The 25,128-nt window shown below is 65.5% G+C and carries 34 protein-coding genes; 21 read left to right on the plus strand and 13 right to left on the minus strand.

Annotated features, from left to right (window positions below):
- Positions 1–23: 23 nt before the first annotated feature.
- From hypB to ACFC0O_RS19280, 4 genes are all read right to left on the minus strand, one after another.
- Positions 24–830 carry a hydrogenase nickel incorporation protein HypB gene (gene hypB / locus ACFC0O_RS19265; RefSeq protein ID WP_375959581.1) on the minus strand — a complete coding sequence of 269 codons (807 nt, stop codon included), beginning with the start codon at positions 828–830 and terminating at the stop codon, positions 24–26.
- Complete coding sequence (locus ACFC0O_RS19270; RefSeq protein ID WP_375959583.1) at positions 788–1,162, minus strand: hydrogenase maturation nickel metallochaperone HypA; 375 nt, start codon at positions 1,160–1,162, stop codon at positions 788–790. Before ACFC0O_RS19270 ends, hypB begins: the two co-directional genes overlap by 43 nt.
- Positions 1,163–1,232: 70 nt before the next feature.
- Complete coding sequence (locus ACFC0O_RS19275; RefSeq protein ID WP_375959585.1) at positions 1,233–2,219, minus strand: alpha/beta hydrolase; 987 nt, start codon at positions 2,217–2,219, stop codon at positions 1,233–1,235.
- 185 nt (positions 2,220–2,404) lie between these two features.
- Positions 2,405–3,175, minus strand: coding sequence for an alpha/beta fold hydrolase (locus tag ACFC0O_RS19280; RefSeq protein ID WP_375959587.1), 771 nt, complete (start codon positions 3,173–3,175; stop codon positions 2,405–2,407).
- A 130-nt stretch (positions 3,176–3,305) separates the two neighbouring features.
- Between ACFC0O_RS19280 and ACFC0O_RS19285 the strand changes: the two genes are divergently transcribed.
- Positions 3,306–4,160: a helix-turn-helix transcriptional regulator gene (locus tag ACFC0O_RS19285; protein ID WP_375959589.1), complete on the plus strand. Its 855-nt coding sequence runs from the start codon at positions 3,306–3,308 to the stop codon at positions 4,158–4,160.
- 55 nt (positions 4,161–4,215) lie between these two features.
- Here the strand turns inward: ACFC0O_RS19285 and ACFC0O_RS19290 are convergent, their stop codons facing one another.
- Positions 4,216–4,437 carry a hypothetical protein gene (locus ACFC0O_RS19290; RefSeq protein ID WP_375959591.1) on the minus strand — a complete coding sequence of 74 codons (222 nt, stop codon included), beginning with the start codon at positions 4,435–4,437 and terminating at the stop codon, positions 4,216–4,218.
- 95 nt (positions 4,438–4,532) lie between these two features.
- The gene (locus tag ACFC0O_RS19295; protein ID WP_375959593.1) at positions 4,533–4,937 is read right to left on the minus strand and encodes a hypothetical protein; all 405 of its coding nucleotides are present in this window, start codon (positions 4,935–4,937) and stop codon (positions 4,533–4,535) included.
- A 99-nt stretch (positions 4,938–5,036) separates the two neighbouring features.
- Here ACFC0O_RS19295 and ACFC0O_RS19300 point away from each other — a divergent pair, with 99 nt between their 5' ends.
- From ACFC0O_RS19300 to ACFC0O_RS19325, 6 genes are all read left to right on the plus strand, one after another.
- Positions 5,037–5,192, plus strand: a complete 156-nt coding sequence (locus ACFC0O_RS19300) for a DUF6131 family protein (protein WP_375959595.1) — start codon at positions 5,037–5,039, stop codon at positions 5,190–5,192.
- A 26-nt stretch (positions 5,193–5,218) separates the two neighbouring features.
- Positions 5,219–5,494, plus strand: coding sequence for a hypothetical protein (locus ACFC0O_RS19305; protein ID WP_375959597.1), 276 nt, complete (start codon positions 5,219–5,221; stop codon positions 5,492–5,494).
- Between the two features lie 339 nt (positions 5,495–5,833).
- Entirely contained in the window at positions 5,834–6,145 is a 312-nt protein-coding gene (locus ACFC0O_RS19310; protein WP_375959599.1) for an STAS domain-containing protein, read from the plus strand.
- Positions 6,145–7,092: an anti-sigma factor RsbA family regulatory protein gene (locus tag ACFC0O_RS19315; protein ID WP_375959601.1), complete on the plus strand. Its 948-nt coding sequence runs from the start codon at positions 6,145–6,147 to the stop codon at positions 7,090–7,092. Before ACFC0O_RS19310 ends, ACFC0O_RS19315 begins: the two co-directional genes overlap by 1 nt.
- Before the next feature lie 117 nt (positions 7,093–7,209).
- Positions 7,210–7,704, plus strand: coding sequence for an ATP-binding protein (locus ACFC0O_RS19320; RefSeq protein ID WP_375959603.1), 495 nt, complete (start codon positions 7,210–7,212; stop codon positions 7,702–7,704).
- Positions 7,705–7,754: 50 nt separating this feature from the next.
- Positions 7,755–8,099, plus strand: a complete 345-nt coding sequence (locus ACFC0O_RS19325) for an STAS domain-containing protein (RefSeq protein ID WP_375959605.1) — start codon at positions 7,755–7,757, stop codon at positions 8,097–8,099.
- A 42-nt stretch (positions 8,100–8,141) separates the two neighbouring features.
- Here ACFC0O_RS19325 and ACFC0O_RS19330 read toward each other — a convergent pair whose 3' ends face one another.
- Complete coding sequence (locus ACFC0O_RS19330) at positions 8,142–8,984, minus strand: SigB/SigF/SigG family RNA polymerase sigma factor (RefSeq protein WP_375959607.1); 843 nt, start codon at positions 8,982–8,984, stop codon at positions 8,142–8,144.
- Positions 8,985–9,282: 298 nt separating this feature from the next.
- On the opposite strand from ACFC0O_RS19330, the gene ACFC0O_RS19335 reads away from it, so the two are divergent.
- Both ACFC0O_RS19335 and ACFC0O_RS19340 read left to right on the plus strand, forming a co-directional pair.
- Positions 9,283–9,708, plus strand: coding sequence for a hypothetical protein (locus ACFC0O_RS19335; protein ID WP_375959609.1), 426 nt, complete (start codon positions 9,283–9,285; stop codon positions 9,706–9,708).
- 10 nt (positions 9,709–9,718) lie between these two features.
- The gene (locus ACFC0O_RS19340) at positions 9,719–9,874 is read left to right on the plus strand and encodes a DUF6131 family protein (protein ID WP_375959611.1); all 156 of its coding nucleotides are present in this window, start codon (positions 9,719–9,721) and stop codon (positions 9,872–9,874) included.
- 96 nt (positions 9,875–9,970) lie between these two features.
- Here ACFC0O_RS19340 and ACFC0O_RS19345 read toward each other — a convergent pair whose 3' ends face one another.
- Entirely contained in the window at positions 9,971–11,473 is a 1,503-nt protein-coding gene (locus ACFC0O_RS19345) for an MFS transporter (RefSeq protein WP_375959613.1), read from the minus strand.
- 90 nt (positions 11,474–11,563) lie between these two features.
- On the opposite strand from ACFC0O_RS19345, the gene ACFC0O_RS19350 reads away from it, so the two are divergent.
- The 4 genes from ACFC0O_RS19350 to ACFC0O_RS19365 all read left to right on the plus strand — a co-directional run bounded on the left by ACFC0O_RS19350 (position 11,564) and on the right by ACFC0O_RS19365 (position 13,581).
- On the plus strand, positions 11,564–12,223 hold the full coding sequence (locus tag ACFC0O_RS19350) for a TetR/AcrR family transcriptional regulator (RefSeq protein WP_375959615.1): 660 nt from the start codon (positions 11,564–11,566) through the stop codon (positions 12,221–12,223).
- 35 nt (positions 12,224–12,258) lie between these two features.
- On the plus strand, positions 12,259–12,555 hold the full coding sequence (locus ACFC0O_RS19355) for a DUF427 domain-containing protein (protein WP_375959617.1): 297 nt from the start codon (positions 12,259–12,261) through the stop codon (positions 12,553–12,555).
- A gap of 181 nt (positions 12,556–12,736) precedes the next feature.
- A complete protein-coding gene (locus ACFC0O_RS19360; protein WP_364648067.1) occupies positions 12,737–12,892 on the plus strand; it encodes a DUF6131 family protein in 156 nt (51 codons plus the stop codon).
- Positions 12,893–13,014: 122 nt separating this feature from the next.
- Positions 13,015–13,581, plus strand: coding sequence for a type 1 glutamine amidotransferase domain-containing protein (locus ACFC0O_RS19365; RefSeq protein ID WP_375959619.1), 567 nt, complete (start codon positions 13,015–13,017; stop codon positions 13,579–13,581).
- 18 nt (positions 13,582–13,599) lie between these two features.
- Here the strand turns inward: ACFC0O_RS19365 and ACFC0O_RS19370 are convergent, their stop codons facing one another.
- A complete protein-coding gene (locus ACFC0O_RS19370; protein ID WP_375959621.1) occupies positions 13,600–14,418 on the minus strand; it encodes a SigB/SigF/SigG family RNA polymerase sigma factor in 819 nt (272 codons plus the stop codon).
- A 351-nt stretch (positions 14,419–14,769) separates the two neighbouring features.
- On the opposite strand from ACFC0O_RS19370, the gene ACFC0O_RS19375 reads away from it, so the two are divergent.
- Positions 14,770–15,042: a GlsB/YeaQ/YmgE family stress response membrane protein gene (locus ACFC0O_RS19375; RefSeq protein ID WP_375959623.1), complete on the plus strand. Its 273-nt coding sequence runs from the start codon at positions 14,770–14,772 to the stop codon at positions 15,040–15,042.
- Positions 15,043–15,106: 64 nt separating this feature from the next.
- Here ACFC0O_RS19375 and ACFC0O_RS19380 read toward each other — a convergent pair whose 3' ends face one another.
- Positions 15,107–15,334 (minus strand): SelT/SelW/SelH family protein, encoded by a 228-nt coding sequence (locus ACFC0O_RS19380; RefSeq protein ID WP_375959625.1) that lies wholly within the window; start codon positions 15,332–15,334, stop codon positions 15,107–15,109.
- Positions 15,335–15,378: 44 nt separating this feature from the next.
- The gene (locus ACFC0O_RS19385; protein WP_375959627.1) at positions 15,379–15,864 is read right to left on the minus strand and encodes a carboxymuconolactone decarboxylase family protein; all 486 of its coding nucleotides are present in this window, start codon (positions 15,862–15,864) and stop codon (positions 15,379–15,381) included.
- Between the two features lie 46 nt (positions 15,865–15,910).
- Here ACFC0O_RS19385 and ACFC0O_RS19390 point away from each other — a divergent pair, with 46 nt between their 5' ends.
- The 3 genes from ACFC0O_RS19390 to ACFC0O_RS19400 all read left to right on the plus strand — a co-directional run bounded on the left by ACFC0O_RS19390 (position 15,911) and on the right by ACFC0O_RS19400 (position 18,559).
- Entirely contained in the window at positions 15,911–17,374 is a 1,464-nt protein-coding gene (locus tag ACFC0O_RS19390; protein WP_375959629.1) for a PLP-dependent aminotransferase family protein, read from the plus strand.
- A 59-nt stretch (positions 17,375–17,433) separates the two neighbouring features.
- Positions 17,434–18,228: a maleylpyruvate isomerase family mycothiol-dependent enzyme gene (locus ACFC0O_RS19395; RefSeq protein ID WP_375959631.1), complete on the plus strand. Its 795-nt coding sequence runs from the start codon at positions 17,434–17,436 to the stop codon at positions 18,226–18,228.
- 127 nt (positions 18,229–18,355) lie between these two features.
- Entirely contained in the window at positions 18,356–18,559 is a 204-nt protein-coding gene (locus ACFC0O_RS19400; RefSeq protein ID WP_375959633.1) for a cold-shock protein, read from the plus strand.
- A gap of 93 nt (positions 18,560–18,652) precedes the next feature.
- On the opposite strand, the gene ACFC0O_RS19405 is transcribed toward ACFC0O_RS19400, so the two are convergent.
- Positions 18,653–19,531, minus strand: coding sequence for an alpha/beta fold hydrolase (locus ACFC0O_RS19405; protein ID WP_375959635.1), 879 nt, complete (start codon positions 19,529–19,531; stop codon positions 18,653–18,655).
- 129 nt (positions 19,532–19,660) lie between these two features.
- Here ACFC0O_RS19405 and ACFC0O_RS19410 point away from each other — a divergent pair, with 129 nt between their 5' ends.
- The 4 genes from ACFC0O_RS19410 (at position 19,661) to ACFC0O_RS19425 (ending at position 23,996) form a co-directional block, all read left to right on the plus strand.
- Positions 19,661–20,053, plus strand: coding sequence for a YciI family protein (locus tag ACFC0O_RS19410; RefSeq protein WP_375959637.1), 393 nt, complete (start codon positions 19,661–19,663; stop codon positions 20,051–20,053).
- Positions 20,050–21,294: an RNA polymerase sigma factor gene (locus ACFC0O_RS19415; RefSeq protein ID WP_375959639.1), complete on the plus strand. Its 1,245-nt coding sequence runs from the start codon at positions 20,050–20,052 to the stop codon at positions 21,292–21,294. The genes ACFC0O_RS19410 and ACFC0O_RS19415 overlap by 4 nt, the downstream gene beginning before the upstream one ends.
- A 127-nt stretch (positions 21,295–21,421) precedes the next feature.
- Positions 21,422–22,891, plus strand: a complete 1,470-nt coding sequence (locus tag ACFC0O_RS19420; protein ID WP_375959641.1) for a carboxylesterase/lipase family protein — start codon at positions 21,422–21,424, stop codon at positions 22,889–22,891.
- A 166-nt stretch (positions 22,892–23,057) separates the two neighbouring features.
- On the plus strand, positions 23,058–23,996 hold the full coding sequence (locus ACFC0O_RS19425; protein ID WP_375959643.1) for a hypothetical protein: 939 nt from the start codon (positions 23,058–23,060) through the stop codon (positions 23,994–23,996).
- Positions 23,997–24,046: 50 nt separating this feature from the next.
- Here ACFC0O_RS19425 and ACFC0O_RS19430 read toward each other — a convergent pair whose 3' ends face one another.
- Complete coding sequence (locus tag ACFC0O_RS19430; RefSeq protein ID WP_375959645.1) at positions 24,047–24,970, minus strand: LLM class flavin-dependent oxidoreductase; 924 nt, start codon at positions 24,968–24,970, stop codon at positions 24,047–24,049.
- Between the last annotated feature and the right edge of the window lie 158 nt (positions 24,971–25,128).

Below are 25,128 nucleotides of genomic sequence, written 5' to 3' on the forward strand. Positions count from 1 at the left end.
TGATCAAGGCCGGTCGGAGCAACTTATCCGCGCTCCTTCGCCAGCCACGCATACCAGGCCGAAATACCCTTTCCGGTGGTCACCGACATCGGCAGAATTTCTACGCCGGGGTTCACCGAGAGTGCGTATTCGCGGCATTTCTCCAGGTCGAAGTCCACATAGGGAAGTAAATCAGTCTTGTTTACGATGACGAGTCCGGCGGCTGCGAACATGTGTGGATATTTCAGCGGTTTGTCGGTTCCCTCGGTCACCGAGATGACTACGACCTTGCTCCGCTCACCCAGGTCGAACAGCGCGGGGCACACCAGGTTCCCGACATTCTCCACGAACAGCAGCGTGCCGTCGGCGGGCGCGAGGGTGTCCAGGGCACGGTGCATCATCTCCGCGTCGAGGTGGCAGCCCGCACCGGTGTTGATCTGCACGACGGGGCAGCCGGTCGCCTTGATCCGCTGCGCATCGAGCAGGGTCTCCTGATCGCCCTCGATCACCGCGATCGGCGCGGGACCGAACTCGCGGATGGTGCGCTCGAGCAGAGACGTCTTACCTGCCCCGGGCGAGCTGGTCATATTGAACGCCACGATATTTCGCTGTTCGAGCCATTGCCGATTACCTGCCGCTAGCAGGTCGTTCTTGGCCAGGATCTTCTGTTCCAGGGTGATCGTCTCGGTCACCTGCAGGTGCACGTGATCCGCCCCGTGTTCATGGCTGTGCCCACCGTGTTCATGATCGTGCCCGCCCTGTTCGTGATCATGATCGTGCCCCGCACCGTGCTCGTGCGGGATCGTGATCATGGCCGCGTTGTCGTTGCCGCATCCGCAGGTTGCGCACATTCTTCGCTCACTTCCATCGACCGGATTCTGAGTTCCCGCCCGGAGGTCACTTCGAGATCGGCACTTCCACAGGGGCACAACAGAATCAGATCCGCCAATGTGAAGTCCGCGCCGCAGGAACGGCAGTGCGCCGCGCCCGGAACCAGCTCGATCTCGAGCGTGGCTCCGGCGGCGACGGTGTCCTCGGTGGCGAGTTCGAAACAGAACCGCATGGCATCGGGAAGAACGGCGCAGAGCGCACCGACCGCGACGGTGACGCTGTACACCGTCCGGCCCGCCGCGTGCTCACACACCGCGGCAACAACGCTCTCGGTGATCGCCATCTCATGCATCGCAGGCCTCGTCAGATCGAAGGACCACCTCCGAGGCTACCGCCGCGCGTACCCGATCGGGTAGCCGTCGCTAGTTGACGCGGCTGCCGACGGATTGGGCCAGGAATGGCCAGGACTGCTTCAGATCGTCCTCCCAGTAGCCCCAGGAATGGGTGCCGACGGGCCGATCATCAAATGTCACAGGGATATTCAGCTCATGCAGGCGGTTGGCGAGGTTCTCGGTGCAGTAGTGGATGGCGGCTTCGATGGGGCCGCCGAAGGCTACCTGCACGGGGAGTGGGATCAGGCCCTCGAGGACTCGGCGGTCGGTCGGGGTGTCATGCGGGGCCGCCGGGATTCCGGTGCCCGAACTCAGGTAGACGGCGGTTCCGCGCAGTCGATCCGCGTTTACGAACGGGTCGTTGGCGCGCCACAGCGGGTTGTCGGCCGGGCCCCACATGTCCTCGACGCTTTTGCCGCCGCCCCAGTTCTCCACCGTGATCCGCACGAACTCGTGGCCGATGGGGTCCGAGGTTTGCGCGCAGCCGCTGTAGGAGGCGACGCTGTTCCAGTATCCGGGTTTGGCGATCGCGAGGTTCAACACCGATGTGCCGCTCATCGATACGCCGACCAGTGTGCGAGTTCCGTTGGCCCCCAAGAATTTCTCGATTACCGGGGGTAGTTCGTCGTTGAGGAAGCTCTGCCATTTGTTGTGGCCGAGCACCGCGTCATCGCGGATCCAGTCGGTGTAATAGGAATTGCTGCCGCCGTACGGGGTCACCACGTTGATGTCCTTGGCACGCAGGAAGCTCACGACGTCGGTCTGGGCGTCCCAGCCGCTTTGATTCGGGCCGCCACCGGAACCGTTGAGCAGGTACATCGTCGGGCGGGAGGGTTCCGCCGCACGGATGACCTGCACCGGGATCGCCCTGCTCATGGCGGGTGAGAACACCATCACCGTCTGCTGCCGGTCGTTCACCTGTTCCACCGACACCACACCCGCGCCTTCCGGGTCGGCGGCGGCGGCGGTCGTGGCCGCACCGGCCATACCGCCCGCCACCAGCGCACTCACGCACATCCAGCGCAGTATTGTCGTGGGTCTCAATCGCCGTGTTCTCAATCTCGGTCCCTCTCATGAGCTTTCATCAGGCACGTGTGGAACGAAGGCGCGCGATGCCTCGCGAACACGGCATCCTGAAGCAGCACCACAGGAGGTTCGCCATGCGGCGTCCGGCGGTTTGGTCCGGTGCCCGATGAGTTGGCTCAGTCGAGGAAGTCGCCGACGAGTTTGGCCAGCTCGGCGGGCTGTTCGGCCATGGTGATGTGACCAGAATCGATTTCCGCGTAGGTGGCGTCCGGGATATCGGCGGTGATCTCGCGGGAGTACTGCGGGGAGATCAATGCGTCATTGGTGCATCCGATCACCAGTGTGGGCGCCTGGATCTGCGGGAGCAGATCGCGGACATCCAGACTGTTGGCCAGATCGATCTGGCGGAGCCTGCCGGGTGCGGGCTGGTAGGCGGCCGCGTGCCCTGCCAGGACCGGCGGGGTGAGGGCTTCCAGATAGGCGCGGCTGAACGCGATCAGCATGGTGTAGCGGGCGAAAGTGTTCGCGTCATCGGCGAGATCCCGCCAGAGCGACATCTTCTCGCGCAGGAACGCGCCGCCCTGTCCGGTCCAGCCCGACACCAGCACGAGGCGAGTGACCAAATCTGGACGAACCGCTGCGAGCCTGGAGACGACCGCACCGCCCATGGAATGTCCGACCACATCCGCAGGGCCCTGCCCGAGATCGTCGATGAGGGCTGCCACCTGCTCTGCGAGCAGCTCGACCGTCAATGCGCCGCCGTCGTCGTGCGCCGCATCGCTGCCCGAAAGATCCGGCAGCACAACCGTTCTGGTTGCGGCCAAGGTCGCCGCCACACCATCCCACACCTGCGAGCCCGGGCTGCCGCCGTGCACCAGAACCACGGGTCGGCCCGTGCCCAATACCCGGTACGGAATCCGCGCCGCGCCCACTGTGATCTCTCGCATTTTCGTCTCCTCATGTCGAACTGCTTGCCCCACAGACGGTGCCAGCATCCGGTGGCAATGAGCAGTGGAGCGGTTGCCCTAGGATCGGCAGTCCTAGCCAACGCGGTTCGAAGCGCCGGAGAGAGGTGACATGACAGTGGACAGGGCCAAACTGGCGGAGTTCCTGCGCCGTTCGCGCGAGCGGCTTCGGCCCGAGGAGGTCGGCCTGGTGGTCGGTCCGCGGCGTCGCACACCCGGCCTGCGGCGCGAGGAACTGGCCCAATTGGCCGGGGTATCAGCCGACTACGTGATGCGCCTGGAACAGGCGCGCGGCCCGCAGCCCTCCACACAACTGCTCGCCGCCCTCGCCCGCGCCTTGCGATTGTCCGAAGACGAACGCGATCATCTCTATCTGCTCGCAGGCCACCGTCCGCCCGCCGGATCGGGTGCCGGGCATGAGGTCCGTCCCGCACTCCGTTATCTGCTCGATCGCCTCGGCGACACCCCGGCCCAGCTCGTCACCGATCTCGGCGATCTACTCGCGCAGAACGCCCTGGCTGACGCACTGTTCGGATGCGTGTGCGAGATCGGGGAGCGGGATCGAAACATCATGTGGCGCTGGTTCACCGACCCGCGTATGCGCGCGCTGTACCGGGTTGAAGATCACGACCAACTCGGCCGCGAACTCGTCGCCGATCTGCGTGCCGCCGCCGCGCACCGCGGCTACGACCAACCCGCGACCGCGCTGATCGAACGCCTCGAAGCGGCCAGCGAGCAATTCACAGCACTCTGGCACCGGCACGAGGTCGCCCTGCGCCGCGGTCATCGCGTATCCGTCGTGCATCCCACGGTCGGGCCCATCGAATTCGACTTCGAAGTTTTGCAGACCCAAGCCACCGATCAACGCCTGCGCCTGTTCACCCCGCCTCCGGAATCGGCGAGCATCGAGGCACTCGAACTGCTGCGCAATGTCGGGCCGGAGACCGCACACCGCAGCCACGAGTAGCGGCCTCGGGTCGCCCGAAACTGTCACGGCGATCCAAGGGCACGTGCGCAGTTCATTATTCGGGTTCGCCCAACCAGTCGGCGGGCAGGTGTTCGTACCATTCCACCGAATCATCGTCGGGTCTCGCGCGACCGAAATGGGCATACACCTCACCCCAGCGGGTTGGGACGATCAAGTGGGCGAACTGGTCCAGCTCGGTTTCGCACCAACGTTGCAGCAGCCGGTAGAACTGCTTGATTTCGGCGTCTGTCATCGGCGCGTCGGAGGTGTCTGCCATGTACCGAGACTAGGTGAGCTGCTCGACGTGCGAAGTGCCGCAACGGAAATCGACATCGGCGCGACAGTACTGGGTCGCCGCACAAGCGGCAGCAGTCAGCGATCGGCGGGCTCCACCCAGCGGCGCAATGCATCGATCGTCGTTTCCGGGGATGTGTTGAAACACAGGCGGATTCCGGGTGAGACCTCGGTGATCGTGTTCACCAGGCGTTCGAACAGCAGCGTGTGCTCGCCCGCCATGCGCACTCCGGCCCCGATCATGGCGACCCGGAACGATCCGTTCGATGCGCAGTCCCGCAGTTTCGCTTCGGCGGCGTCGGGATCGGCGGGGACCTGGCATGAGACGAGGTCGAATCCGGCGGCGCGCAATGCGGCTTCGCCCGCTTCGATGCGGGCGGTCAGGGTCGCCTCGTCGATGCCCGGATAGCGGGCATAGTCGACCGCACTGGGATGCAGTCCGATCGACAGCACCGTCGAGTTGTTCGAATCGCGTTGTTCCACTGAATGATTCTCCTGAAAGTTCGTCCACCGTGCCACGTTTAGGCCGTTGCGTTCAGGGAACAGCGGTCCTGTCATCGCAACTCGCCCAAAGGAACTCACATGATCGTCCTGGGAATCATTCTCCTGCTCGCCGGAATTCTGATCGGCATCCCGCTCCTGACCACCCTCGGCATCATCGTGCTCGTTGTCGGGCTGGCTCTGATGCTGCTCGGATCCACCGGCCGGGCGGTCGGCGGCCGCCGACACTACTTCTGACGCCCCGGTTATTCGAGGAGCAATTGATGCAATCTGCCGAATCGCGGCTGGCGGCTTCGGCCCTGATCGCCGTCGAACTACTGCGCAGGGCCGTCGAACACGAGGCGGAGAGTAACTCGCGAGAACCGTTCAGCGGCAAGCGGAATGGGGTGCATCCGCGCCTCATGCGCCTCAGCGGCGTCATGAATGACCTGCGGGTGCACTTCGACCTGAACCCCCAGGACATCGACCTGAACTTTCACACGGACGTACTGCCGAATCCACCGGAGGAACCGCCGGCACCTCGGGGTATGAGCGCCTGACCGGAACCTGGCCCGACAAATAGGCCGTATCCCCAGGATTCACCGGTAGCCCCGTCCATTGGACGGGGCTACCGGGCCGGGTACGGCCGGTCCGCATTTCACCGCAATGGTGGCCGACGAACCGAGGTCACGAGCATAACCAGAACGGCTACGACAAGAATCTCGATGGTCGGGCGCATATCCTGCGATCAATTGGTTAATCAAGGGCACGATGGGAGTTGACGGCGTCTCGTAGCGCGGCACCACCGGGATGATCGCCGGAACTCCAGCCCATTCCAGGCAGGAAGAGACCTCGCAGTGACGCAGCGGCCCAGGCCACACACCGGAGCATCGGCGGCGATGCCGCTCGGAAGGTTGTTGTGGGCGGCGCATTCGGTGGACCCCACCGGCTGGTGGTGTGTCGGGGAGGTCGACTTCACCACTCGTGACGAGTGGAGCGCGGTGTTGGGAGAGCTGCCCCGCGCGAGCGATGTGCACCTGGATCTGTCCCAGGTGCGGTTCATCGACGCTCACGGCACGTCGTTGCTGGTGGCCGCCGCACAGGACGCCGGGGCCGACCGGCGATTCGTTCTCCATCACCCACCCGCGGCGATGTTGCGTGTGCTGCAACAATTCTGGCCGTCGGTGCCGACGATCGAGGTTGCCCGCTGATGCTTGCCACAGTAACGGCCGATGACCGCACCGAGCCATTCGAGCACCCCGCGCTGTTCTACCGCGACGCCGACGAGTATCTCTCCGGCACACTCGCTTTCATCTACGAGGGTCTGGTCCGCGACGAGCCGGTCGCGGTAGCGGTGCCCACGGCCAATCTGGAACTCATCCGCGCGGCGCTCGGGGCGAGCGCGGACGCGGTGCGGCTGATGGATATGACCGTCGAAGGCCGCAATCCCGGGCGCATCATTCCCGGGGTGCTACGCGCGTTCACCGATACCCATCCGGGCAAGCGGGTCCGCATAGTCGGCGAACCGGTCTGGGCCGATCGGTCCGAATCCGAGTATCCGGCCTGCGCCCAGCACGAGGCATTGATCAACACGGCGTTCGCCGGGCGCGAAGTCAGCATTCTGTGTCCGTACAACATGACTGAGTTGCCGGCGCATATGGTGGCCGACGCGCACGCCACCCATCCGATTCTGATCGACCACAGCGGCCGAAACCACAGCGGCGCATACGATCCCGACTCGATCGTGGCTTCGTACAATCGCCCGCTGCCCGCTCCCCCGGCTGATGCCATGGTGTTCGAGTTCGAGGCGAGCACACTGACGCGGGTTCGGCATGCGGCCATGGCGTACGCGCGCGATATCGGAATGTCCGAGTACCGGCTGGTGGACGCGGAGCTGATCATCGCCGAGACCATCACCAATTCGGTCGTACACGGCGGCGGGCGGGGCACGCTGTCCACATGGACCCGCGATGGCCAGCTGTGCTTGCAGGTCCACGATGCGGGGCATATCACCAACCCGCTCGCGGGCCGACTGCCCGCACCGCCGCGCGTTCCGGGCGGTCGCGGGTTGCTCTTGGTCAATCAACTCGCGGAACTGGTGCGCATCCATACCGGTCCCCAGGGCACGGTGCTGCACCTCCAGCAAGCACTGATCTGAGCCTCGATGGGCCGGACTCCGTTTCCCCCGCCCCTCGGCGGGTAGACCGAGTTCAGAGGCACTTGACGCCTCCATTGACAGATCGCGCAGATCGCTACAGATTTCGGGGGTGATCGAATGACCGGTCCACCACCAACCCATCGCGGCGTCGGCAATGACGGGCAACCGCATCGCTCAGGCTCTTCGATCGAAAACCATGCGGCTGAATCTCTTTGGATCCAGACCGCGCCCGGTGACGCGACCATCGTCGCGGTCCCGGCGGAGCCCGCACGCCTCTCGATGTTGCGGGCACTTTCTGAAACGCTGTGTCTTACGGCCGGTTTCGGCATCGGTGTGGCGAATGACATTCGCCTCGCTGTCGATGAGGCGGCCTCTGCGATGGTGCCGCATCGCACGCCCAGCACCAACATCACATGTGAGTTCGCCTACGACAAACAGTCGATAGTGGTCCGAGTCATCTCGATTTCCCGGGACGCAACAGCTTTCAGCGGTGCGGAGCTGGGCTGGCGACTGCTGCGGGCGGTGACGGACACGCTCGAAACGACGCGGAAAGCCTTCGATCCTCGCGTATCCGGCTATCCGGCGGAAGTGAAGTTCACCCGGAACCGGTAAGTGCGACCCTAATCGATGCGGAGCACGGCGTGGGCTGAGATAGTTCCACCGTGAGCAATGAAGTTGGTGAGCTGATCATCGGTACCCGTACCGTGGGGTCAGCAGTGGTTTTGTCCGTGGCCGGTGAGGTCGATGTGGTGTCGGCGCCGAAATTGGCGGCGGCGGTGGCCGACGCGGCTTCGTCGGCATCGACACTGCTCGTGGTCGATCTCTCGCAGGTGAAGTTCTTCGGTTCGGCGGGGCTCAGCGTTCTGGTCGGGGCGCGTGAGACGGCCCCGGATCTGGGATTGAAGGTGATCGCGTCGGCACAGGTCCGGCGCCCCATCGAGGTCACCGGCCTCGACATGGTGCTCGAGGTGTACGACACGCTGGAGCAGGCCTTGGGCGGCGAGTGACGATCGGCCGAATCGCCTTCTCCGCGAAGATGTTCGGAGCAGTTACGACTGCGACGGGGACTCGCTGAGCGCCTCTCGGCGAAGGGTGTCCAGCGTGCGGGTCAGCAGGCGTGAGACCTGCATTTGCGAAATGCCCAGGCGCGCGGCGATTTCCCGCTGAGTCAATTGACCGTAGTAGCGCCACTCCAGTATTTGCCGTTCGCGCTCGGGCAGTGCGGCGAGTAAGGGACGGACCGCCATCGCGCCTTCGAGCAGCTCGTAGCACGGCTCGGGCTTGCCCAGGCGTTCGGCCACCGGGGAGGCATCCTGCTCCGGGTTGTCACCGCGCGGGTTGTCCAGGGATTCGGTGGTGTAGCAATTCGCCGCGACCAGCGCGAGCGTGACTTCGCCCAGCTCGACGTCCAGCTCCGTGGCGAGTTCACGTGCGGTGGGCATCCGCCCGAGTCGCTGCGCGAGCACTTCGGTAGCGGGTCCGATGCGGACGTGGAGTTCTTTGACGGTGCGACTGACGCGCACGGCCCAGGTGCGATCGCGGAAGTACCTGCGCACCTCACCCATGACCGTCGGAATCGCGTAGCCGAGAAAGGTCGCACCGTGATTCGGATCGAAACCGTCGACGGCTTTGACCAGACCGACCCGAGCGGTTTGCAGCAGATCGTCGTATTCCTGCCCGCGCCCGGTGAAACGGCGGGCTATGTGCTCAGCCAGCGGGAGCGCGCGGCACAGAATGTCCTCGCGAAGTACGGACCGGCGCGGATCGTCGGGAGCCAGTTCGGACAGAACCGTGAACAGCGGTTCCAGGTCTTCGTAACCCTCGTCGCGTCGCGGCGACCCGGTTCGGGCATCGAGGGGCGGAGTTGGAGCGGGTGCTACTGACGCGGCCATCATGGTCTCCTGCGTCCGAGTTCGCCGCGCAGGCACACTGCTGAACCCGACTCGACATGTCCAGTATGCCGCGATCCTCTCCGGTTAAACGTCGGCGGGTCCCGATTACGGCGTACAGGTCCCCGTTGCCGCATCGTGCGCGCCGTTGATCGCCGCGTCCTGCTGCTCGGGAGAGAACACCGACCAATCCGCGGTACCGGGATAGCCGGCGATGGTGTCGGCCACGGCCCGATCGACTCCGTCCTGCCCGGACTTGTCCCTGATGTCCCGTAAGGTCGGTAGCAGATCCTCACATGTCTTGTGCCGCAGCTTCGCCGGAGAGATCGGCGAGGGCACCGACACCGACCGGGAATTGCCCGGCGGCACGATTACCGAAGCGCTGGAATGCGTTTCGGGTCCCGGGGTGGTAGGCGACGTCGCCGGAACACCGGGACCGGCCGTTCCGTCGCAGGCCGGGGCAGCCACCGCGGTGAGACTGAGAATTATGAGAAACACAGTGCGCCGCATGAGGTTTCGCCTCCACTATCGCTGCGGTTGGTCGACCATATGTTTGCTCTACCCCGTAAGCCGCCGCTCAAGCGGACTTCGCAACCACCGCATCGCTGCGAATCGAATTCCCGGCCACGTTCTTTCCCGACACGCCGATACCTATGCTCAACCCGCGCGAATCGTGTTTGAACAGGCGGAAACCGGGCATCGCGGCGGTATCAATCCGCTCGTGTGAAGGAACTCTCATGATCGTCCTCGGACTCATACTCCTGATCGCCGGAATCCTGCTCGGCATCCCCATCCTGACGACCATCGGCGTCGTCGTGCTCATCATCGGCGCGGTGCTGATGGTGCTCGGCTCGACCGGACGCCCCGTCGGAGGCCGCCGCCACTACTTCTGACGTCGCCCGACAACCACGCGGGGCCGTGAGCTGCATCAAGCAAGCTCACGGCCCCGCGATTCGGTTCATCCAGTTGTCGCCGCGCCTCGCGGTGGATCAGAGGCTGGTGGACACCGTGGCGAATTCGCCGGCGCTCGCCAAGGCGACGTCCTCTTCGACCTCGTGCTGGGTCAGGGGACGGCCGGTGTTGCGCAGGCCGAATCCGGCCAGCAGTGCCGCTACCGCGAAAAAGGCTGCGCCGGTGAGGAATGCGATGCGGTAGGCGCTTTCCGCGGGCAGGACGATCGATCCGCCGCCGGGGAGGGTGTGGCGCAGGGTGTCGCTGGTCAGGATGGTGACGACCAGGGCGCTGCCGATGGCACCGCCCACGGTGCGCATGATCGAGTTGATGGAGTTCGCGATGCCGGTTTCGTGCGGGGCGACATTGGCGACCAGCAGCGCGGGCATGGCGGAGTAGGCGATGGCGATCGCGGCATTCGCGACGACCAGTGCGACAACGACTTCCGCGCTGGTCGAGTGCAGCACCGCCAGGGCGGTCAGGGCGCACAGACCGATGACGCTGGCCAGCAGCAGCACGTAGCGGGGGCCGATGCGGCCGACCAGGCGACCGGCGATCGGGCCCATCAGCACCGAGACGACCGCGCCGGGGAGCATGAAGGCCACGCTCGTGCGCAGCACCGAGGCGTCGAATCCGAAGCCCGCCAACCCATGTGGGGTGGCAACGAAGTAGGTCGCGCCGAGGAAGACACTGAACATGGCGAAACCGACGCAGAAGCTGGCCAGGTTGGTCACCGCGACGGGGCGGTGCGCCAGCAGCGAGGTCGCGACGAGCGGCTCACGCAGTTTGGATTGCAGCAGCAGGAATCCGGCGAGCACGACGACGGCGGCCACGAACAGGCCGATCACCTGTGCACTGCCCCAACCCCATTCGTGTCCCTGGGAGATCGGCAGCAGCAGGCAGACCAGGCCCAGCCCCAGCACCGCGGCACCGATGTAGTCCACGCGACCGCCCTGGCCCGCGCGGCGCGGCAGGACGCGAAACGCCAGTACCAGCACGACAGCGGTCAGGATGACGGTCAGCCAGAAGATGCGGCGGTAGTCCGCGCCGCCCTGGGTCAGCAGGCCCGTCGCCACCAGTGCGACACCGCTGCCCACACCGAGGGTCGATGCGGTGACGGCCAGCGCCCCGGTCAGGCGTTCGGTCGGAAGTTCATGGCGCAGCACGCTGATCGCCAGCGGGAACAGGCCGAAACTCGCGCCCTGCAAAGCCCTTCCGGCAATCAGTAGCTCGATGCTGCTCGCGGAAGCGGCGAGCACGCTGCCCGCCAGCGTCACGACCAGCGTCGCCAGTACCACCGGCTTATGGCCGTAGACATCGCCGAGGCGACCGAGCAGTGGCGTCAGCGCGGAGGCGGCCAGCATGGTCGCGGTCGTCACCCAGCCGACGGTCGTGGCCGAGACGCCGAGCTGGTGACCGATCTGCGGCAGCGCGGGCACGGGCAGGGTCTGAACCAATGCCAGAAGGAACACGGTGCTGGCCATGGTCAGCACGATCGCGGTCGGCGACGCGGTTCGCCGAAGCTCGAGCGGGGAGGTCATTGCCGGTACCCTACGCGAGAATCGACACAGTGTCGATTATGATAGACGCCACGTCCAGTATCGATAGGCAAATCGCTCTATGGTGTGGCCATGGCGCAGAAGGGCGGACCCCAGGTGAACCAGGTCCGAGACACGACCGAGGCGGTGCGGCGGCGCGGCACCCTGTCCAAGGGCGATCAGCGCGAGGCCCAGATCCTGGACGCGACCCGCGAACTGCTGATGAACAAGCCGATGGCCAAACTGACCATCGACGACATCACCGGGGCCACCGGCATCTCCCGCACGAGTTTCTACTTCTATTTCCCGTCCAAGCAGGCCGTACTCGCGCGCCTGATGGAGGACGTGAGCGACCGCTATGCCGAGACCCACGTCTGGCTGCCGTCCACCGGCCCACAGCGCGAACTGCTGCACGCCCAGCTCACCGGGGCCGCGGAGATCTGGCATGACAACAGCAAGATCCTGGTCTGCTCGCTGGAGGGGTACGACAACAGCTATCCGCCGTTGAAGGAGTTCCTCCTCGGCATGCAGACCCGGTTCACCAGCGCGCTCGCCGCCAAGATCGACCGCGACCGCGCGGCCGGGCTCGCTCCCACCGGAATCGATTCGGCGACCCTGGCCACCCTCGTCACCCTCATGCGGGACGGGCGACTCTCGCAATTGTCCGCCGCACCCCGCGCCGAAGTGACGCACGGCATCGACGATCTCACCGAGGCGATCCTGCGCCTGATCTACGGCCGACTGGAGTCCTGACACCGGATCGGCTGCGCCGCTGGCACAATCGCGGCATGGCACATGCGACGGCAACCGTGAACGGCGTCATCATCGCCGAGACCGACGACTACGAGACGGTCGAAGGCAATATCTACTTCCCGCCCGCGGCGATCAAACAGGAGTACTTCACGCCCACCGACACGCACACGGTGTGCGGATGGAAGGGCACGGCAAGCTATTACACCGTGGACATCGGTGACGGCGCTCCCCTGACCGATGCCGCCTGGTATTACCCCGAACCCATGGACGCCGCGGCAAATATCAAGGGCTACGTCGCCTTCTACGCGAACAAGGTCGACATCAGCAGCTGACGGACATACCGCCCTTCGGAATCGCCTCCCCGCCAACGCAATCGGCGACAAGCGTGACCGGGCCCACAAACGGCCGGACGTGAAATCATTGCAGGGCAGACCATTTCACATCTCCTCCGTTTGAGCGCCCACGTACCGGGCATAGCCCTGGAGACAAGTCCGCTCTACCGAAGGACACACCATGATCGCCCTCGGGCTCATCCTCCTGATCGCCGGCTTCCTGCTCGGCATCAACATCCTGACCACGCTCGGGGTAATCCTGCTCGTCGTCGGCGCAGTACTGGCACTGCTCGGCGCCACCGGCCGCGCGGTCGGCGGGCGTAGCCACTACTACTGATAGACCGTGAGCACGGCGGGGCCGTGAGCAGCACTGCTGCTCACGGCCCCGCCGTATTGCCCACACCCGTGCGCGCCGACGCACGCCGGTTTGGGATACGCGTTGCCGGGCAACCGGCAGACATGTCAGCAGAACTCGCCGGACGGCGTATTGCGATCATCACCTCGAACACCGGGGTGGAGCACGACGAGCTTGTGGTTCCGCGTGACCGGTTGCGCGAACGCGGGGCGCATGTGGTGCACGCGGCCGTGAAAGCCGAACCCGTGCATACCTATCGGCATGACCTCGAACCCGCCGAGACGATCGAGCCCGATATCGGCCTCGACGGTATCGGTACCGGCGACTTCGATCTTCTGGTCGTTCCCGGCGGGACCGTCAACGCGGACAAGCTGCGCATGGACGCACGGGCTCGGGAATTGGTGCGCGCCTTCACCACCGAAGGCAAACCGATCGCCGCGATCTGCCATGGGCCTTGGCTGCTGGTGGAGGCCGACGTGCTGCCGGGGAAGACACTCACTTCGTACGAGTCGGTGCGCACCGATATCACCAATGCCGGTGGCAGCTGGGTGGACGAGGCGGTGGTGCGAAATGACGAGAAGGGCTGGCCGCTGATCACCTCACGCAAACCGGACGATCTGCCCGATTTCGTGGACGGCATCACCGCTGCCCTGACCGACCGATCTCGCTGAGACCGGCCAGTCGTCGAGTCAGGCGGCCTGCAGGGCTTGGGCGCGCAGGTCGGTCAGGATCCGGGTCAGCAAGCGCGAAACCTGCATTTGGGAAACGCCCATGGCCTTGGCGATCTGGGCCTGGGTCTTCTCCTGTCCGTACCGCATGATCAGGAGGGCGCGGTCGCGGTCGGGCAGTTCCGCCAATAGCGGGCCGATGGTGAGTGAATCCTCCATCAGCACGTATCCGGGGTCGATCTCGCAGAGGCTGTTGATCGGAGATAGTGAGGTGCCGTCGCGCTCGGCCGTTTGCGGGGCGTCGAGGGAGGCGGCGGTGTAGCTGTTGCGGGCGATGAGCGCCTGGGTGATCTCGGTGAGTTCGGCCTGCAGATGCTCGGCCAATTCGCGTGCGGTGGGTTCGCGGCCCAATGTCTGCGACAGGCTCGGGATCGCGACTCCGAGTTGCTGCTGGAGTTCTTTGGTGCGGCGCGGCACCCGGACGGCCCAGGTGCTGTCACGGAAGTAGCGCTTGACCTCGCCCATGATCGTGGGGACCGCGAACCCCAGGAACGAAGCGCCGTTGGTGGGGTCGAATCGATCCACCGCGAGGACTACTCCGACCGCGGCGATCTGGGCCAGATCCTCGTACTCCACGCCGCGTCCGGTGTACCGGCGCGCGATGTGCTGCCCCAGGGGCAGGCAATTGCCGATGATCTTCTGCCGCAGGGGCTCACGCTCCGGATCGGCCGGAGCCAGGTCCGCGAGCCGATGCAGCAGGGGTTCGATGTCGTCGTAGGATTCGCCGCCCGTCGGTGCGCGATGAGTGCTTGCCGGTTGTGCTGCGGATTCAGTTGACATCTCGACCTCTCAATGAGGTTTGCCGGGCAAAAAGGAAAATTCTGCTTCGAAAATAGGTGGTAATTCTCAGTACACTACCCCGCTGAGCATGCCTCGAGAAACGAACCGAAGTCAGCGCCTTCGAAATATTCAGCGAAATATGCTCTCTGACCTGCGGTTAAACATACTTACCCAAGCTAATTTCCATCGACTCGGCACCGCACTGCCGTACAGAATCGATATTTTGAATTTTGCCGCAGCGAATCATTGACACCCAGTCCGTCGACAGCGTTTCGATTCGCCGGTTCAGGGCATCCGGGATGTGAGGACACAAGATCAGCCGCCGGTTGACCAGTACCTTAGGAGTTCATCATGCTCGGTCTCGGTATTCTCGGTTGGATCATCATCGGCGGACTCGCCGGATGGATTGCCAGCAAGTTCATGAAAACCGATGCGCAGCAGGGCATTTTGCTCAACATCGTGGTCGGCATCGTCGGTGGTTTGCTCGGCGGATTCCTGCTGAAGCTCTTCGGCGTCGATGTCGAAGGTGGCGGGCTGTGGTTCAGCTTCTTCACCTGCCTGGGTGGCGCGGTGATCCTGCTGTTCCTGGTCAATCTCGTCATGGGTCGGCGCGCGGTGCACTGATCCACGCCGGTCCCGAACGCTGCTAGCGCGGCCACCACGAATTCGTGGTGGCCGCGCTGGCGTTTCAGGCGATCGCGGCGGCAACGGCCTCGACGATCGCGTCGGGGGCGGGAAACCCCTGGCGGGACTTGGTGGCCACGACCTCGCCGTCGACGGTGACGCGGTAGACGCCGCCCTTGCCCGGGACGAGCTCCGGGGCGATGCCCAGTTCGGTGCCGAGCGCTTCGGCGGCGGCCTGGGCGCGCTTCAAATATCCGCACGGCTTGCAGTAGGTGATGACGACCTCGGACATGATCGGACTCCTTGACGTATTCGATAATCGGATCGGGTTGCGGGTCAGGCGTTTTCGTCGCCGGACAGGGTCCACGGGCGAGCGGTCGCGCCCAGGCGGGTCCAGGTGTTGATGATGGCGATGTGCCAAACCAGTTCGGCGAGTTCCTTTTCCTCGAAGTGAGCTGCGGCCTCGTCCCAGATCTGCTGGCTCACTTCGCCGTCCGCGATGCGGGTCATGGCTTCGGCGAGGTCGAACGCGGCGCGCTCGCGCGGGGTGAAGAAGGGGGCTTCACGCCATACCGCGACCAGGCTCACGCGACGCCAGGTGTCACCACCCGCGATCGCGTCCCGCGAGTGCATATCGACGCAGTAGACGCAGCCGTTGATCTGGGCGACGCGCAGTTTCACCAGCTCCCGCAGCGGCTTTTCGAGCGTGGTTCGCTGGGCGGCGAGCTCGAGTCCGTTGAGGGCTTTGGCCATTCCCGGGGCGAGTTCGTCGATCGCGAGGCGGGTGGTCGGCTGGACGAAGGTGCTCGATGTCGTTGTCATGCTTCAACGATAGGTCGATAATGGATCACTGTAAGGAGCCAATTGAATGCCTGATTATTGGTCCACTTTGGATGTCGACCTGCACCTTCTCCTCGAACCGGACGCGGGTCGCCGGGTCGGGTTGGAGCATGCGTTGCGCGAGGCCATCCGGGACGGCCGGTTGGCCGCAGGCGCGCGGCTGCCGTCCACCCGGACGCTCGCGACCGAGCTCGGGCTCTCTCGTGGAACGGTGAGCTCGGCGTACGACCAGCTCATCGCCGAGGGGCATCTGATCGCGAAGCAGGGCTCGGGCACACGCGTGGCCGCCACCGTCACAACCCGCGACGCCGCGACGCCGCATATCAGCCGGGATCCGAAACAGATTGCGGCAGTGCGGCATACGTTGCGCGCGGGCACTCCCGACGTCAACCGCTTCCCCACGGCCGCATGGCTGAAGGCGGCTCGCAAGGCACTCAACAGCGCGCCCTCGGAAGCGTTCGGCTACGGCGATCCCCGCGGCCGGATCGAACTGCGGTCCGCGCTCGCCGAGTATCTCGGACGCACGCGGGGCGTGCTGGCCACGCCGGACCGGATCATCATCACCACCGGGGTCCAGCAGGCATTGGCGTTGCTCGCCACCGCGCTGTTGGATTCGGGCACATCCACGATCGCGATGGAGGACCCGTACATTCCCTCGTTCCGCGATACGGTGCGATCGGCGGGGCCCGATGTGAGACCGTTGCCGGTCGACGATGACGGCGCACGGGTGGATCTACTCACCACCGGCGAGTTCGAAAACGTTGGCGCAGCAGTCATTACACCCAGCCATCAGTTCCCCATCGGCTCAACGCTGAGCCCGGCGCGCCGCCAGCAACTGGCCGACTGGGCACGCGCCGGGCACCTGGTCATCGAGGACGATTACGACGGCGAATTCCGCTACGACCGCCAACCCGTCGGCGCGATTCAGGGCATCGCCCCCGATCACGTCGTCTACCTCGGCACCGCGTCCAAAACCCTCGGCCCGGGCCTGCGCCTGGCCTGGATGGTGCTCCCACCACATCTGGTCGGCCCGGTCACCGAGGCAAAGCTGCTCGCCGATCGGCACTCCGAGACCCTCGGCCAACTGACCCTGGCCGAAATGATCACCTCACACGCCTACGACCGACATATCCGATCCTCCCGCCTGCGCTATCGCCGCCGCCGCGACCTGCTCGCGGACCGCCTCAAACCGCGAGCGGGCCGCCCGCTGACCGGCTTCGCCCTCGGCGGTATCGCCGCCGGACTGCACGCGCTGATCCGACTCGAACCCGCCGGACTCACCGAGGACGAAGTCCTGTCCCGCGCAGCCGAATACGGACTCGAACTGGCCGGTCTCACCGAAATGTGGCTCACGCCAATCCAACCCGACCGTCCGCAGGGCATCGTGGTGGGATTCGCCGCGCCCTCGGACAGCGCCTACCCGGCCGCACTGGACGCGCTGGTGCGATCGTTGTCGTGGGGTTCTACCGGGGGCCGAAACCCGCACCGATGAGTTCTGCCGACTGGACCGGTCATATCCCCTGCAACCGAATTCGCGAAAGGACCGTCCGAATGACCGAGTTGAACGCCGAGCACGCCAGGCAAGCGATTGTCGAGCACACCCGACGCCTCGCGGAAGCCGCCGCCGCGGCCGGACCCGATGCCGTGGTGCCGACAGCCCCGCAGTGGACCGTCTCCGATCTGGTCGAACATGTCGGTCAGACCCAGCACTGGGTCGCGGAGATCATCGAGCGGCGCATCACCGACCCCATGCAATTGCCCAGGGAGATGGCTGTTCTCCCCACCGACCCGCAGGAATGGTCGGCATGGCTGTCCGAATCCGCGCGGCGGGTCGCGAACGCCTGCTCTGATGACGCGCTCGACGCGCCGGTGTTCAACCCCGCCGGGGATGAGCGGTCCGGGACTCGATTCTGGCTCGCGAGCCTGCTGAACGAAGCGGTCGTACACGGCGCGGACGCCGCAGGCGCGGCGAAGCGAACGGTCGACATCGACGCCGATATCGCGGCCGCGCTCATCACCAACCACTTCGCGATGCTCACCTCGCCCAACTGGGAAATGCAACGGTCCGAGTCCGCTCACGCCATTCGCGGCACCGGGCAGCGATTGCAATGGGCCGCAACCGATCTCGACGGCAACGTGGGCGCGTGGTTCGTCGAACGGCGACCCGACGGCGCGAACTGGCAGCCCGGATCCCATCCCGCCGACGTCACGATCAGCGGCCCGGCCCGATCGCTGCTGTTGAGCTTGACCCGGCGACTCCCGCTCTCCGACAGCGGCATCACCGTCGTCGGTGACACCACGCTCGCGCAGCACTGGCTCGACAACACCGCTCACGTCGCCGGCTGATAGCGCCGCTGTCTGTTGGGTCACAGGATCGGTTCCCCGGCGCGAACAGTGACATAGTCATTGGTGAGCACGGGCGTCTTACCAAGAAATTTGCCCGGCTCACTACAGAAAAGAAGTTGTAAACAGCATGGCTCAAGGCAGCGTTAAGTGGTTCAACGGCGAAAAAGGCTTCGGCTTCATCGCCCAAGACGGAGGCGGCCCTGACGTCTTCGTGCATTACTCGGCCGTCAGCGGCTCGGGGTACAAATCCCTCGAAGAGGGTCAGCGCGTCGAGTTCGCGGTAGAGCAGGGCCAGAAGGGCCCGCAGGCGCAGGACGTCCGCGCTATCTGATTCGTTCAGACTTGTCAGCAGCCTCGCACCCAACGGTGCGGGGCTGCTGTCGTTTCCGGCCGACCGGCTCTGCGAGTTCGGTTTCAGCGCAACTCATTCGGGGTCGATTCCCAGCAGTCGCCGGGCACCGGCCGCGTATGCGGCGGGGTCCTCGATCTGCGGATAGTGCCCGAGGCCCGGCAGTTCGATGACCGCGCCGCCGGGCCGAAGCGCACGCAGTCCGTCCAGGACCGCCGTGGTCGCCACCGGATCACCTGTGGCCCACAGGAATCCGAGCGTCCCCTGCCAGTCGCGAACGGCTCCGTGCCAACGTTCGGCATGGGTCACGCGCTCATCGAGGTACGCGGTCAGCAGATGTGCGATGCGGTGACCGCGCGCGGAACTCAGCAGCGCCCACTGCGCCGCGGCCTCCTGCGCGGTCAGCGGATGCTGTGCCGAAAACAGTTGCGCGAACTCGCGAGTGAATACCGGGCGATTGGCCAGCCGGGCCGCGATCGGACCGAGGGGGCCGCGCAGGATCTGCTGAATCGGCCGCAGCGAAGCCCGTTCCAGGATCACGCTGCCGTTGCCGAGCACGGCGCGATCCATCGAAAACGACAGCGCGCCTTCGATATCGCGGGCGAGCAGCTCGGTGAGCACCGAGGTCCCCATGTCATGAGCCAGCACCGCGACCGGCCCGGGATCGAGGGTGGCGAGCACCTCCTCGACGATATCGGCGTGCTCGAACAGGCTGTATCGATGCGGGCGCGGCTTATCGGAGAGCCCGAAGCCCGGGAAGTCCAGGGCTATCCACGACCTGCCCCCGAGATCATCGACGATGCGGCGGAAATCGTAGGAACTCGACGGATATCCGTGCAACAGCAGCACTGCCGATCCCGTCCCGGACCCCGTCCGTACGAACACCCGGCCCACCGAAGTGGGCATCAGCCGTCCGCCATCGCGCCACACCCGCACTGCTTCAGGCGACGTCACATCTCTCCCTCTCGACTCCGAACAGATTCTCGTCGCCGAGGGGCTCGGATGTCGACAGCGTGACATCGGCTCCGACGTTCGGGTAAGGATGGGTCATTCGGGCGCATCCGTGATCGCGAAGGAGCCGTGATGAAGTACGTGATTCTCATTCACTCCAACCCGCAGCCGTGGGGACATCCGACGGGTGATTACCTGCCCGAGTATCAGGCGATGACTCAGCAGGAGCGGGATCGGATGACCTCCGATTTCGAGAACCTGCTCGGCGAGATGCACGAGAAGGGTGAGCTGCTGACCGGGGAGGCGTTGGGCGCGCCCGAGTCGTCGCGGCTGTACCGGTGGGGTGATGGAAAGCCGCTGATGACCGATGGACCGTATTCGGAGGCCAAGGAACATCTGGCGGGGTTCTTCCTGATCGATGTCGAAAACCAGGCTCGCGCAGAGGAAATCGCCGCGAGGTTCGCCGGGCCGGGCGAAACCATCGAACTGCGGCCCGCGATGTGGCCGGGCGGCGACGACCAATGAGCGACCGGGTGGTGGAGGACGTGTGGCGGCGCGAGTCGCCGCATGTCCTCGCCGCCCTGCTGCGCAGGCACGGCGATCTCGGGGACTGCGAGGATGCCGCCCAGGAGGCAGCCGAGGCGGCGGCGGTGCAGTGGGATCGCGACGGCGTGCCCGACAATCCGCGCGGCTGGCTGATCACCGTGGCATCGCGGCGATTGATCGACCGATTGCGGGCAGACCGGGCACGGGCCGGGCGCGAGGAGGCAGTGGCGGTCGCGCAATCCCGCGACTCATCCCTCGCGCGCCCGGCGGATCAGGAGCCGGTGGGCGACCGCGACGACATGCTGCAACTGTTCGTTCTGTGCTGCCATCCGAGTCTGAGCCGCTCGTCTCAGGTCGCGTTGACCCTGCACGCGGTTGGCGGTCTGGGAACCAGCGAGATCGCCGCCGCCTACCTCGTTCCCGAACGCACCATGGCGCAACGCCTGAGCCGGGCGCGGTCGACGCTGCGATCGGCCGGTGCGACGTTCGAGCTTCCGGGGCACGCGGACCTGCCCGCGCGTATCGCATCCGTACTCGATGTATGCCATCTGCTGTTCACCGAGGGCCACACCCGTTCCGCCGGTGGCGCACTCGTGGATCGGGGCCTGACCGAGGAGGCGATCCGACTCACCCGTCAATTGCATTGTGCGATACCGGATCACGATGAAGTCGCGGGCGCTCTCGCGCTGATGCTGCTCACCCACGCCCGGGCCGCGACCCGCACGGAGGGCGGCAACCTGATTCCGCTGGCCGAACAGGACCGAGCCCGCTGGGATCGGGATTTGATCTCCGAAGGCGTCGCCATCCTGGAGCGAATCCTGCCCCGCGGCCATGTCAGCCGCTTCCAGTTGCAGGCCGCGATCGCCGCCGTGCACGCCGAGGCACCCACCTGGAAGGACACCGACTGGCGGCAGATCAGCATCCTCTACGCCATGCTGGATCGCGTCGCGCCCAGCTGGGTCGTCACCCTCAACCGCGCCGTCGCCGTCGGTATGGCCTTCGGTCCACAGCAGGGCCTGGACCTGATCGCACCGCTGCTCGACAACCCTTCCGTACTGCGTCATCACCGAACTCACGCGGTACGCGCGCACCTACTGGAGATGGTCGGCGACCGACCCGCCGCCATCGACAGCTACCGCCGAGCCGCCCAACTCACCGCGAGCATCCCCGAACAGCGATACCTCAACGACCGCGCACGCCGCCTCGCCCACTCGGTGTAGTCGCATCGGATCCGACGAAGGGCCGAGATCGCCCGGTACTGTCGTTCAAGATCGATGATGGCGCGTGCCTCGAGCGACGTTGCCGAGATGCTGACCTTTGATTCGGTTCACGATCCAGGGCGGTGTGATGGAAGACCGATTGGTAGTCGATACGGCCGAGGGCGCGGTGCGGGGCGTCGCGGATGGGAATGGCCGGTGTTTTCGTGGCATTCCGTTCGCGATGCCGCCGGTGGGCGAGCTTCGCTTCCAGCCGCCTCAACCGGTTCAGCGCTGGGCCGATGTCCGTTCGGCCGAGCAGTTTCCCCCGGCCCCGGCGCAGGGCACGGGCGGGCTGGCCGGTGACGGAGGGTCGACGTTTCCCACGTTTCCGACAGCGGCCATCACCACGACGTCGGAAGACTGCCTGTATCTGAATGTGTGGACTCCGGCACCGAGCAGCGAACCACTCCCGGTGGTGGTGTGGATTTTCGGGGGCGGTCTCGAGGCCGGGTCTGCCAATCCGCCGTACAGCGATGGATCGGCGCTGTCCCGTCTGACCGGCGCGATCGTGGTGACGATCAACTACCGTCTCGCCGCGCTGGGTCACCTGTTTCTGGAAGGGTATTCGTCGAATCTCGCACTGCAGGATCAGGTTTGCGCTCTCGGCTGGGTGAAGCGCAATATCGAGGGCTTCGGCGGCGATCCGGACAACATCACCGTGGGCGGGCAGTCCGCGGGGGCGTTCTCGATCGGCGCGCTGCTCGGTATGCCGAGCGCGCGCGGCTTGTTCGGCAAGGCAATTCTGCACAGCGGCAATGCCTCTCGCATCATCGACCGGCAGGTGGCCGCCGTCATGGCGGCCGACCTGCTCGACGCGCTGCACGTCGACGAACCGCGGCAATTGCGTTCCGTCCCACTGCAATCGATTCTGGATCTGCAAAGCACCGTTGTATCGGGGGACATCGGAGAGCGCAACCTGCCGGGTGGGCGGGCCTGGGGCACCGTCGTGGACGGCACCGTGGTTCCCGTTCACCCGTTGCACGCGCTCACCGGTGAAGTAGCACTGCTGGTCGGCACCACCCGCGATGAGGTGCAGATATTCCGCCTCCTTGCCGGTGACGGCTTCGAGGTTCCCCTCACGCAACTCCATGAGGAAATGCGGCGGATCGGGGTCACCGACCCAGCCGCTTTGGCAGATGCGTACCAGGCCCGCATCGGCTCCGCCGATCCAGCGGACCTTCGAGTCGCTTTCCTGAGCGACGCCGCCTACCGCAGACCCGCGATCGACCTGGTCCGGGCCCAGCTCGCGGCGGGCGGGACCGCCCACCACTTCCTCCTGGAGGACGAACCGTGCGGCCCGCAGATGGGCGCGTTCCACGGCTCGGACCTGCTGTTCATCTTCGACAAGCTGTCCCAGGTCGACGCGGCTACCCCGGCTCATCTGGCCGCGCAGACCACGCTGGTCGACGCGTGGCGGGCCTTCCTCTGGAAAGGCGATCCGGGCTGGGCACCGTGGCTGCCCGGGGCACCGAGTTCCCGCGCCATCGGAGGGAGGAACGACATGGTGAGCGAACCTCCCCTCGACGCCGTCAGCACGTTCTGGCCCGGACGCGGTTGACGACGAACCGACCAGGCGGTCTCAAATTATCGAAATATGTTCTGCGCGAGCCATTTTCAGGTGATCACTGGGTGCCGCAACTAGACTGATGCCCTCGGACGCACAATGCCGTCGTCGCATCGCTCGACTCCAACCGCTCCAGCGCAGAAAGCTGCGGTGAGTTCTGATGTCACCACTATCTCGTCCGCAACCCGACACTCGACTATGGACTTCCGGCACAGCCCAGCCGGGCGCCTGGGCCGATCAAGCGCCTGTTCCCGGCGCGACCTCGCCCACCGGCCCGGCACTGGCGGTGTTCCAGCATCGCCTGCACATGGCATGGCGTGCGCAGGACAGCACCGACAGCATCTGGTTCTCCGTAACCGGCGACGACCTGGCCTGGGGCGAACCGTGGAACCTGCCCTATGTCGGCACCTCCGATCGGCCCGCGCTCTGCGCCCTGCCCGATGCGGGAGCCGAAACGCTCTATCTGGCATGGAAGGGGCAGCACCACGATCAGAGCATCTACTGGTCCACCTCCGCCGACGGTCACAAATGGGAGGACCAGCAGATCCTCGGTGGCGCGGAGACCTCGCGTGGCCCGAACCTGATCGTATTTCGCGGTGTCCTGCAAGCTTTTTGGCGCGGCAGTGAACATCTGATCACCTCGAACCAGAATCTCTACTCCGCCGTTCACAACGAAACCGGTTGGAGCGCACCGATGATGCTGGCGGGGATGGCGTCGGTGGAGAGCCCCGCGCTCGCTGTGCTGGGCGATACCCTCTACCTCGCGCATCGCGGAACCAAGGCAATGCTCGACGATGACAAGTGGATTCGCCTGTGGAGCACCACCAATGGCGTCTCATGGACATCACGAGCCAATCCCCCGGACGCCTACTCCGATCTCGCACCCGCACTCGCCGCCCATGACGGCCGCCTGCATCTGGCCTGGAAATCCGCCAGCGGACCGGAAATCTGGTACTCGTCATTCGACGGTGACCAATCCTGGCAGCCACCGTCTCGGGCGGCCGCCTTCGAAACCGCTTGCGGCCCAGCACTGTGCGCGTTTCGCTCTGCGATAGGCACGAACCAGCTGAATCTGTCGTGGCGTGGTTCCACACTGTGAGTTCGTCGTGCACGCTGTACGACCTCTGAGGAAGACGCGGCCTGTGCCGGTTAGCTCGGTGCGACGCGTTGCGCCTCCAGACCGAGCGTGTCGGCAAGTGCGCCAAGCAGTTCCATCTGGCGTTCGGGGTGGACCGAGGCCAGGTTGAGAGTCAGGTGCATTTCGTCGGCACCCGCCTTCTGTGCCCGGTCGAGGTCGGCGCAGATGGTGTCGGTGAAGACGGTGGGGGTGGCGGGTTCGCCGCCGGGGTAGGTCTGGAGGGTGTTGAGGATGACGGGGCCGGGGCCGCCCGCGTCTCGGTACCAGGCGATTCTGGTGGGGGTTTCGGTCCAGTCCAGGCCGACGGTGATGAAGCCGTCGGCCACGGTGGCGGCTCGTTCGATGGTCGAGCGGACCATTGCGCCGAAGTAGAGGGGGATCGTGTCGCCCCAGGGTTTCGGGCCGACGGTGGAGCGCGGGATTCGGTAGCGGGTGCCGGTGAATTCCACGGGGTCCGGTCCCCAGCAGGCGCGCATGGCGGCGACGTGTTCGATGAATCCCGCGCCGCGGTGGGTACGCGGGATGCCCGCTGCGATGAATTCTTCGGGGATCATCCAGGAGGCGTCCTCTGCTCCGCCGCCGCCCTGACCGATACCGGCTTCGAGGCGACCGCGGGAGAGGCGGTCGAGGGTGGCGAGGCGGCGGGCGAGCACGATCGGGGGTTGGAATAGTGAGTTCACGACCCCCGAGGTCAGCCGAATTCGGTTGGTGTGGGCGGCGGCCCAGGTCAGGACTTCCAGGGGATCCCAGACGTAGGACTCCGGCAGACCGTCTTTGAGGTTCGTGGTCGGTGCGACCGGGAGCAGAAGTCGCTCATTGACCGAGATGGCGTGATAGCCGAACCGCTCGGCGGCCTGGGCTATCAGGGTGATCGCCTCGGGCCCGCTGTGCGGGCCGAAGCTGGGCAGGCCGATGCCGATGCGGGGGATGGTCATGGTGTCTCCGGTTCGTCCGTGGGTGCCGGGTTCGGCACGCTCACCCTGTGGTCGGAGCGGACTCGCGAAATTTGCGGCGATTGTGCCCGGGTGGGATGTCAAGATCGAGTGGGCTGCTCCGACTCATGGGTGAGCGGCGCCATCGGGGCATCGCATCG

It is taken from the genome of Nocardia sp. NPDC056100, from assembly GCF_042266325.1.
Lineage (GTDB): Bacteria > Actinomycetota > Actinomycetes > Mycobacteriales > Mycobacteriaceae > Nocardia.

What these genes read in the sequence shown, in the direction of transcription:
- hypB (WP_375959581.1), bottom strand. Translation starts at nt 830, where the DNA reads ATGTGCGCAACCTGCGGATGCGGCAACGACAACGCGGCCATGATCACG.
- ACFC0O_RS19270 (WP_375959583.1), bottom strand. Translation starts at nt 1,162, where the DNA reads ATGCATGAGATGGCGATCACCGAGAGCGTTGTTGCCGCGGTGTGTGAG.
- ACFC0O_RS19275 (WP_375959585.1), bottom strand. Translation starts at nt 2,219, where the DNA reads ATGTGCGTGAGTGCGCTGGTGGCGGGCGGTATGGCCGGTGCGGCCACG.
- ACFC0O_RS19280 (WP_375959587.1), bottom strand. Translation starts at nt 3,175, where the DNA reads ATGCGAGAGATCACAGTGGGCGCGGCGCGGATTCCGTACCGGGTATTG.
- ACFC0O_RS19285 (WP_375959589.1), top strand. Translation starts at nt 3,306, where the DNA reads ATGACAGTGGACAGGGCCAAACTGGCGGAGTTCCTGCGCCGTTCGCGC.
- ACFC0O_RS19290 (WP_375959591.1), bottom strand. Translation starts at nt 4,437, where the DNA reads ATGGCAGACACCTCCGACGCGCCGATGACAGACGCCGAAATCAAGCAG.
- ACFC0O_RS19300 (WP_375959595.1), top strand. Translation starts at nt 5,037, where the DNA reads ATGATCGTCCTGGGAATCATTCTCCTGCTCGCCGGAATTCTGATCGGC.
- ACFC0O_RS19305 (WP_375959597.1), top strand. Translation starts at nt 5,219, where the DNA reads ATGCAATCTGCCGAATCGCGGCTGGCGGCTTCGGCCCTGATCGCCGTC.
- ACFC0O_RS19310 (WP_375959599.1), top strand. Translation starts at nt 5,834, where the DNA reads ATGCCGCTCGGAAGGTTGTTGTGGGCGGCGCATTCGGTGGACCCCACC.
- ACFC0O_RS19315 (WP_375959601.1), top strand. Translation starts at nt 6,145, where the DNA reads ATGCTTGCCACAGTAACGGCCGATGACCGCACCGAGCCATTCGAGCAC.
- ACFC0O_RS19320 (WP_375959603.1), top strand. Translation starts at nt 7,210, where the DNA reads ATGACCGGTCCACCACCAACCCATCGCGGCGTCGGCAATGACGGGCAA.
- ACFC0O_RS19330 (WP_375959607.1), bottom strand. Translation starts at nt 8,984, where the DNA reads ATGGCCGCGTCAGTAGCACCCGCTCCAACTCCGCCCCTCGATGCCCGA.
- ACFC0O_RS19340 (WP_375959611.1), top strand. Translation starts at nt 9,719, where the DNA reads ATGATCGTCCTCGGACTCATACTCCTGATCGCCGGAATCCTGCTCGGC.
- ACFC0O_RS19345 (WP_375959613.1), bottom strand. Translation starts at nt 11,473, where the DNA reads ATGACCTCCCCGCTCGAGCTTCGGCGAACCGCGTCGCCGACCGCGATC.
- ACFC0O_RS19350 (WP_375959615.1), top strand. Translation starts at nt 11,564, where the DNA reads ATGGCGCAGAAGGGCGGACCCCAGGTGAACCAGGTCCGAGACACGACC.
- ACFC0O_RS19355 (WP_375959617.1), top strand. Translation starts at nt 12,259, where the DNA reads ATGGCACATGCGACGGCAACCGTGAACGGCGTCATCATCGCCGAGACC.
- ACFC0O_RS19360 (WP_364648067.1), top strand. Translation starts at nt 12,737, where the DNA reads ATGATCGCCCTCGGGCTCATCCTCCTGATCGCCGGCTTCCTGCTCGGC.
- ACFC0O_RS19365 (WP_375959619.1), top strand. Translation starts at nt 13,015, where the DNA reads ATGTCAGCAGAACTCGCCGGACGGCGTATTGCGATCATCACCTCGAAC.
- ACFC0O_RS19370 (WP_375959621.1), bottom strand. Translation starts at nt 14,418, where the DNA reads ATGTCAACTGAATCCGCAGCACAACCGGCAAGCACTCATCGCGCACCG.
- ACFC0O_RS19375 (WP_375959623.1), top strand. Translation starts at nt 14,770, where the DNA reads ATGCTCGGTCTCGGTATTCTCGGTTGGATCATCATCGGCGGACTCGCC.
- ACFC0O_RS19380 (WP_375959625.1), bottom strand. Translation starts at nt 15,334, where the DNA reads ATGTCCGAGGTCGTCATCACCTACTGCAAGCCGTGCGGATATTTGAAG.
- ACFC0O_RS19385 (WP_375959627.1), bottom strand. Translation starts at nt 15,864, where the DNA reads ATGACAACGACATCGAGCACCTTCGTCCAGCCGACCACCCGCCTCGCG.
- ACFC0O_RS19390 (WP_375959629.1), top strand. Translation starts at nt 15,911, where the DNA reads ATGCCTGATTATTGGTCCACTTTGGATGTCGACCTGCACCTTCTCCTC.
- ACFC0O_RS19395 (WP_375959631.1), top strand. Translation starts at nt 17,434, where the DNA reads ATGACCGAGTTGAACGCCGAGCACGCCAGGCAAGCGATTGTCGAGCAC.
- ACFC0O_RS19400 (WP_375959633.1), top strand. Translation starts at nt 18,356, where the DNA reads ATGGCTCAAGGCAGCGTTAAGTGGTTCAACGGCGAAAAAGGCTTCGGC.
- ACFC0O_RS19410 (WP_375959637.1), top strand. Translation starts at nt 19,661, where the DNA reads ATGAAGTACGTGATTCTCATTCACTCCAACCCGCAGCCGTGGGGACAT.
- ACFC0O_RS19415 (WP_375959639.1), top strand. Translation starts at nt 20,050, where the DNA reads ATGAGCGACCGGGTGGTGGAGGACGTGTGGCGGCGCGAGTCGCCGCAT.
- ACFC0O_RS19420 (WP_375959641.1), top strand. Translation starts at nt 21,422, where the DNA reads ATGGAAGACCGATTGGTAGTCGATACGGCCGAGGGCGCGGTGCGGGGC.
- ACFC0O_RS19425 (WP_375959643.1), top strand. Translation starts at nt 23,058, where the DNA reads ATGTCACCACTATCTCGTCCGCAACCCGACACTCGACTATGGACTTCC.
- ACFC0O_RS19430 (WP_375959645.1), bottom strand. Translation starts at nt 24,970, where the DNA reads ATGACCATCCCCCGCATCGGCATCGGCCTGCCCAGCTTCGGCCCGCAC.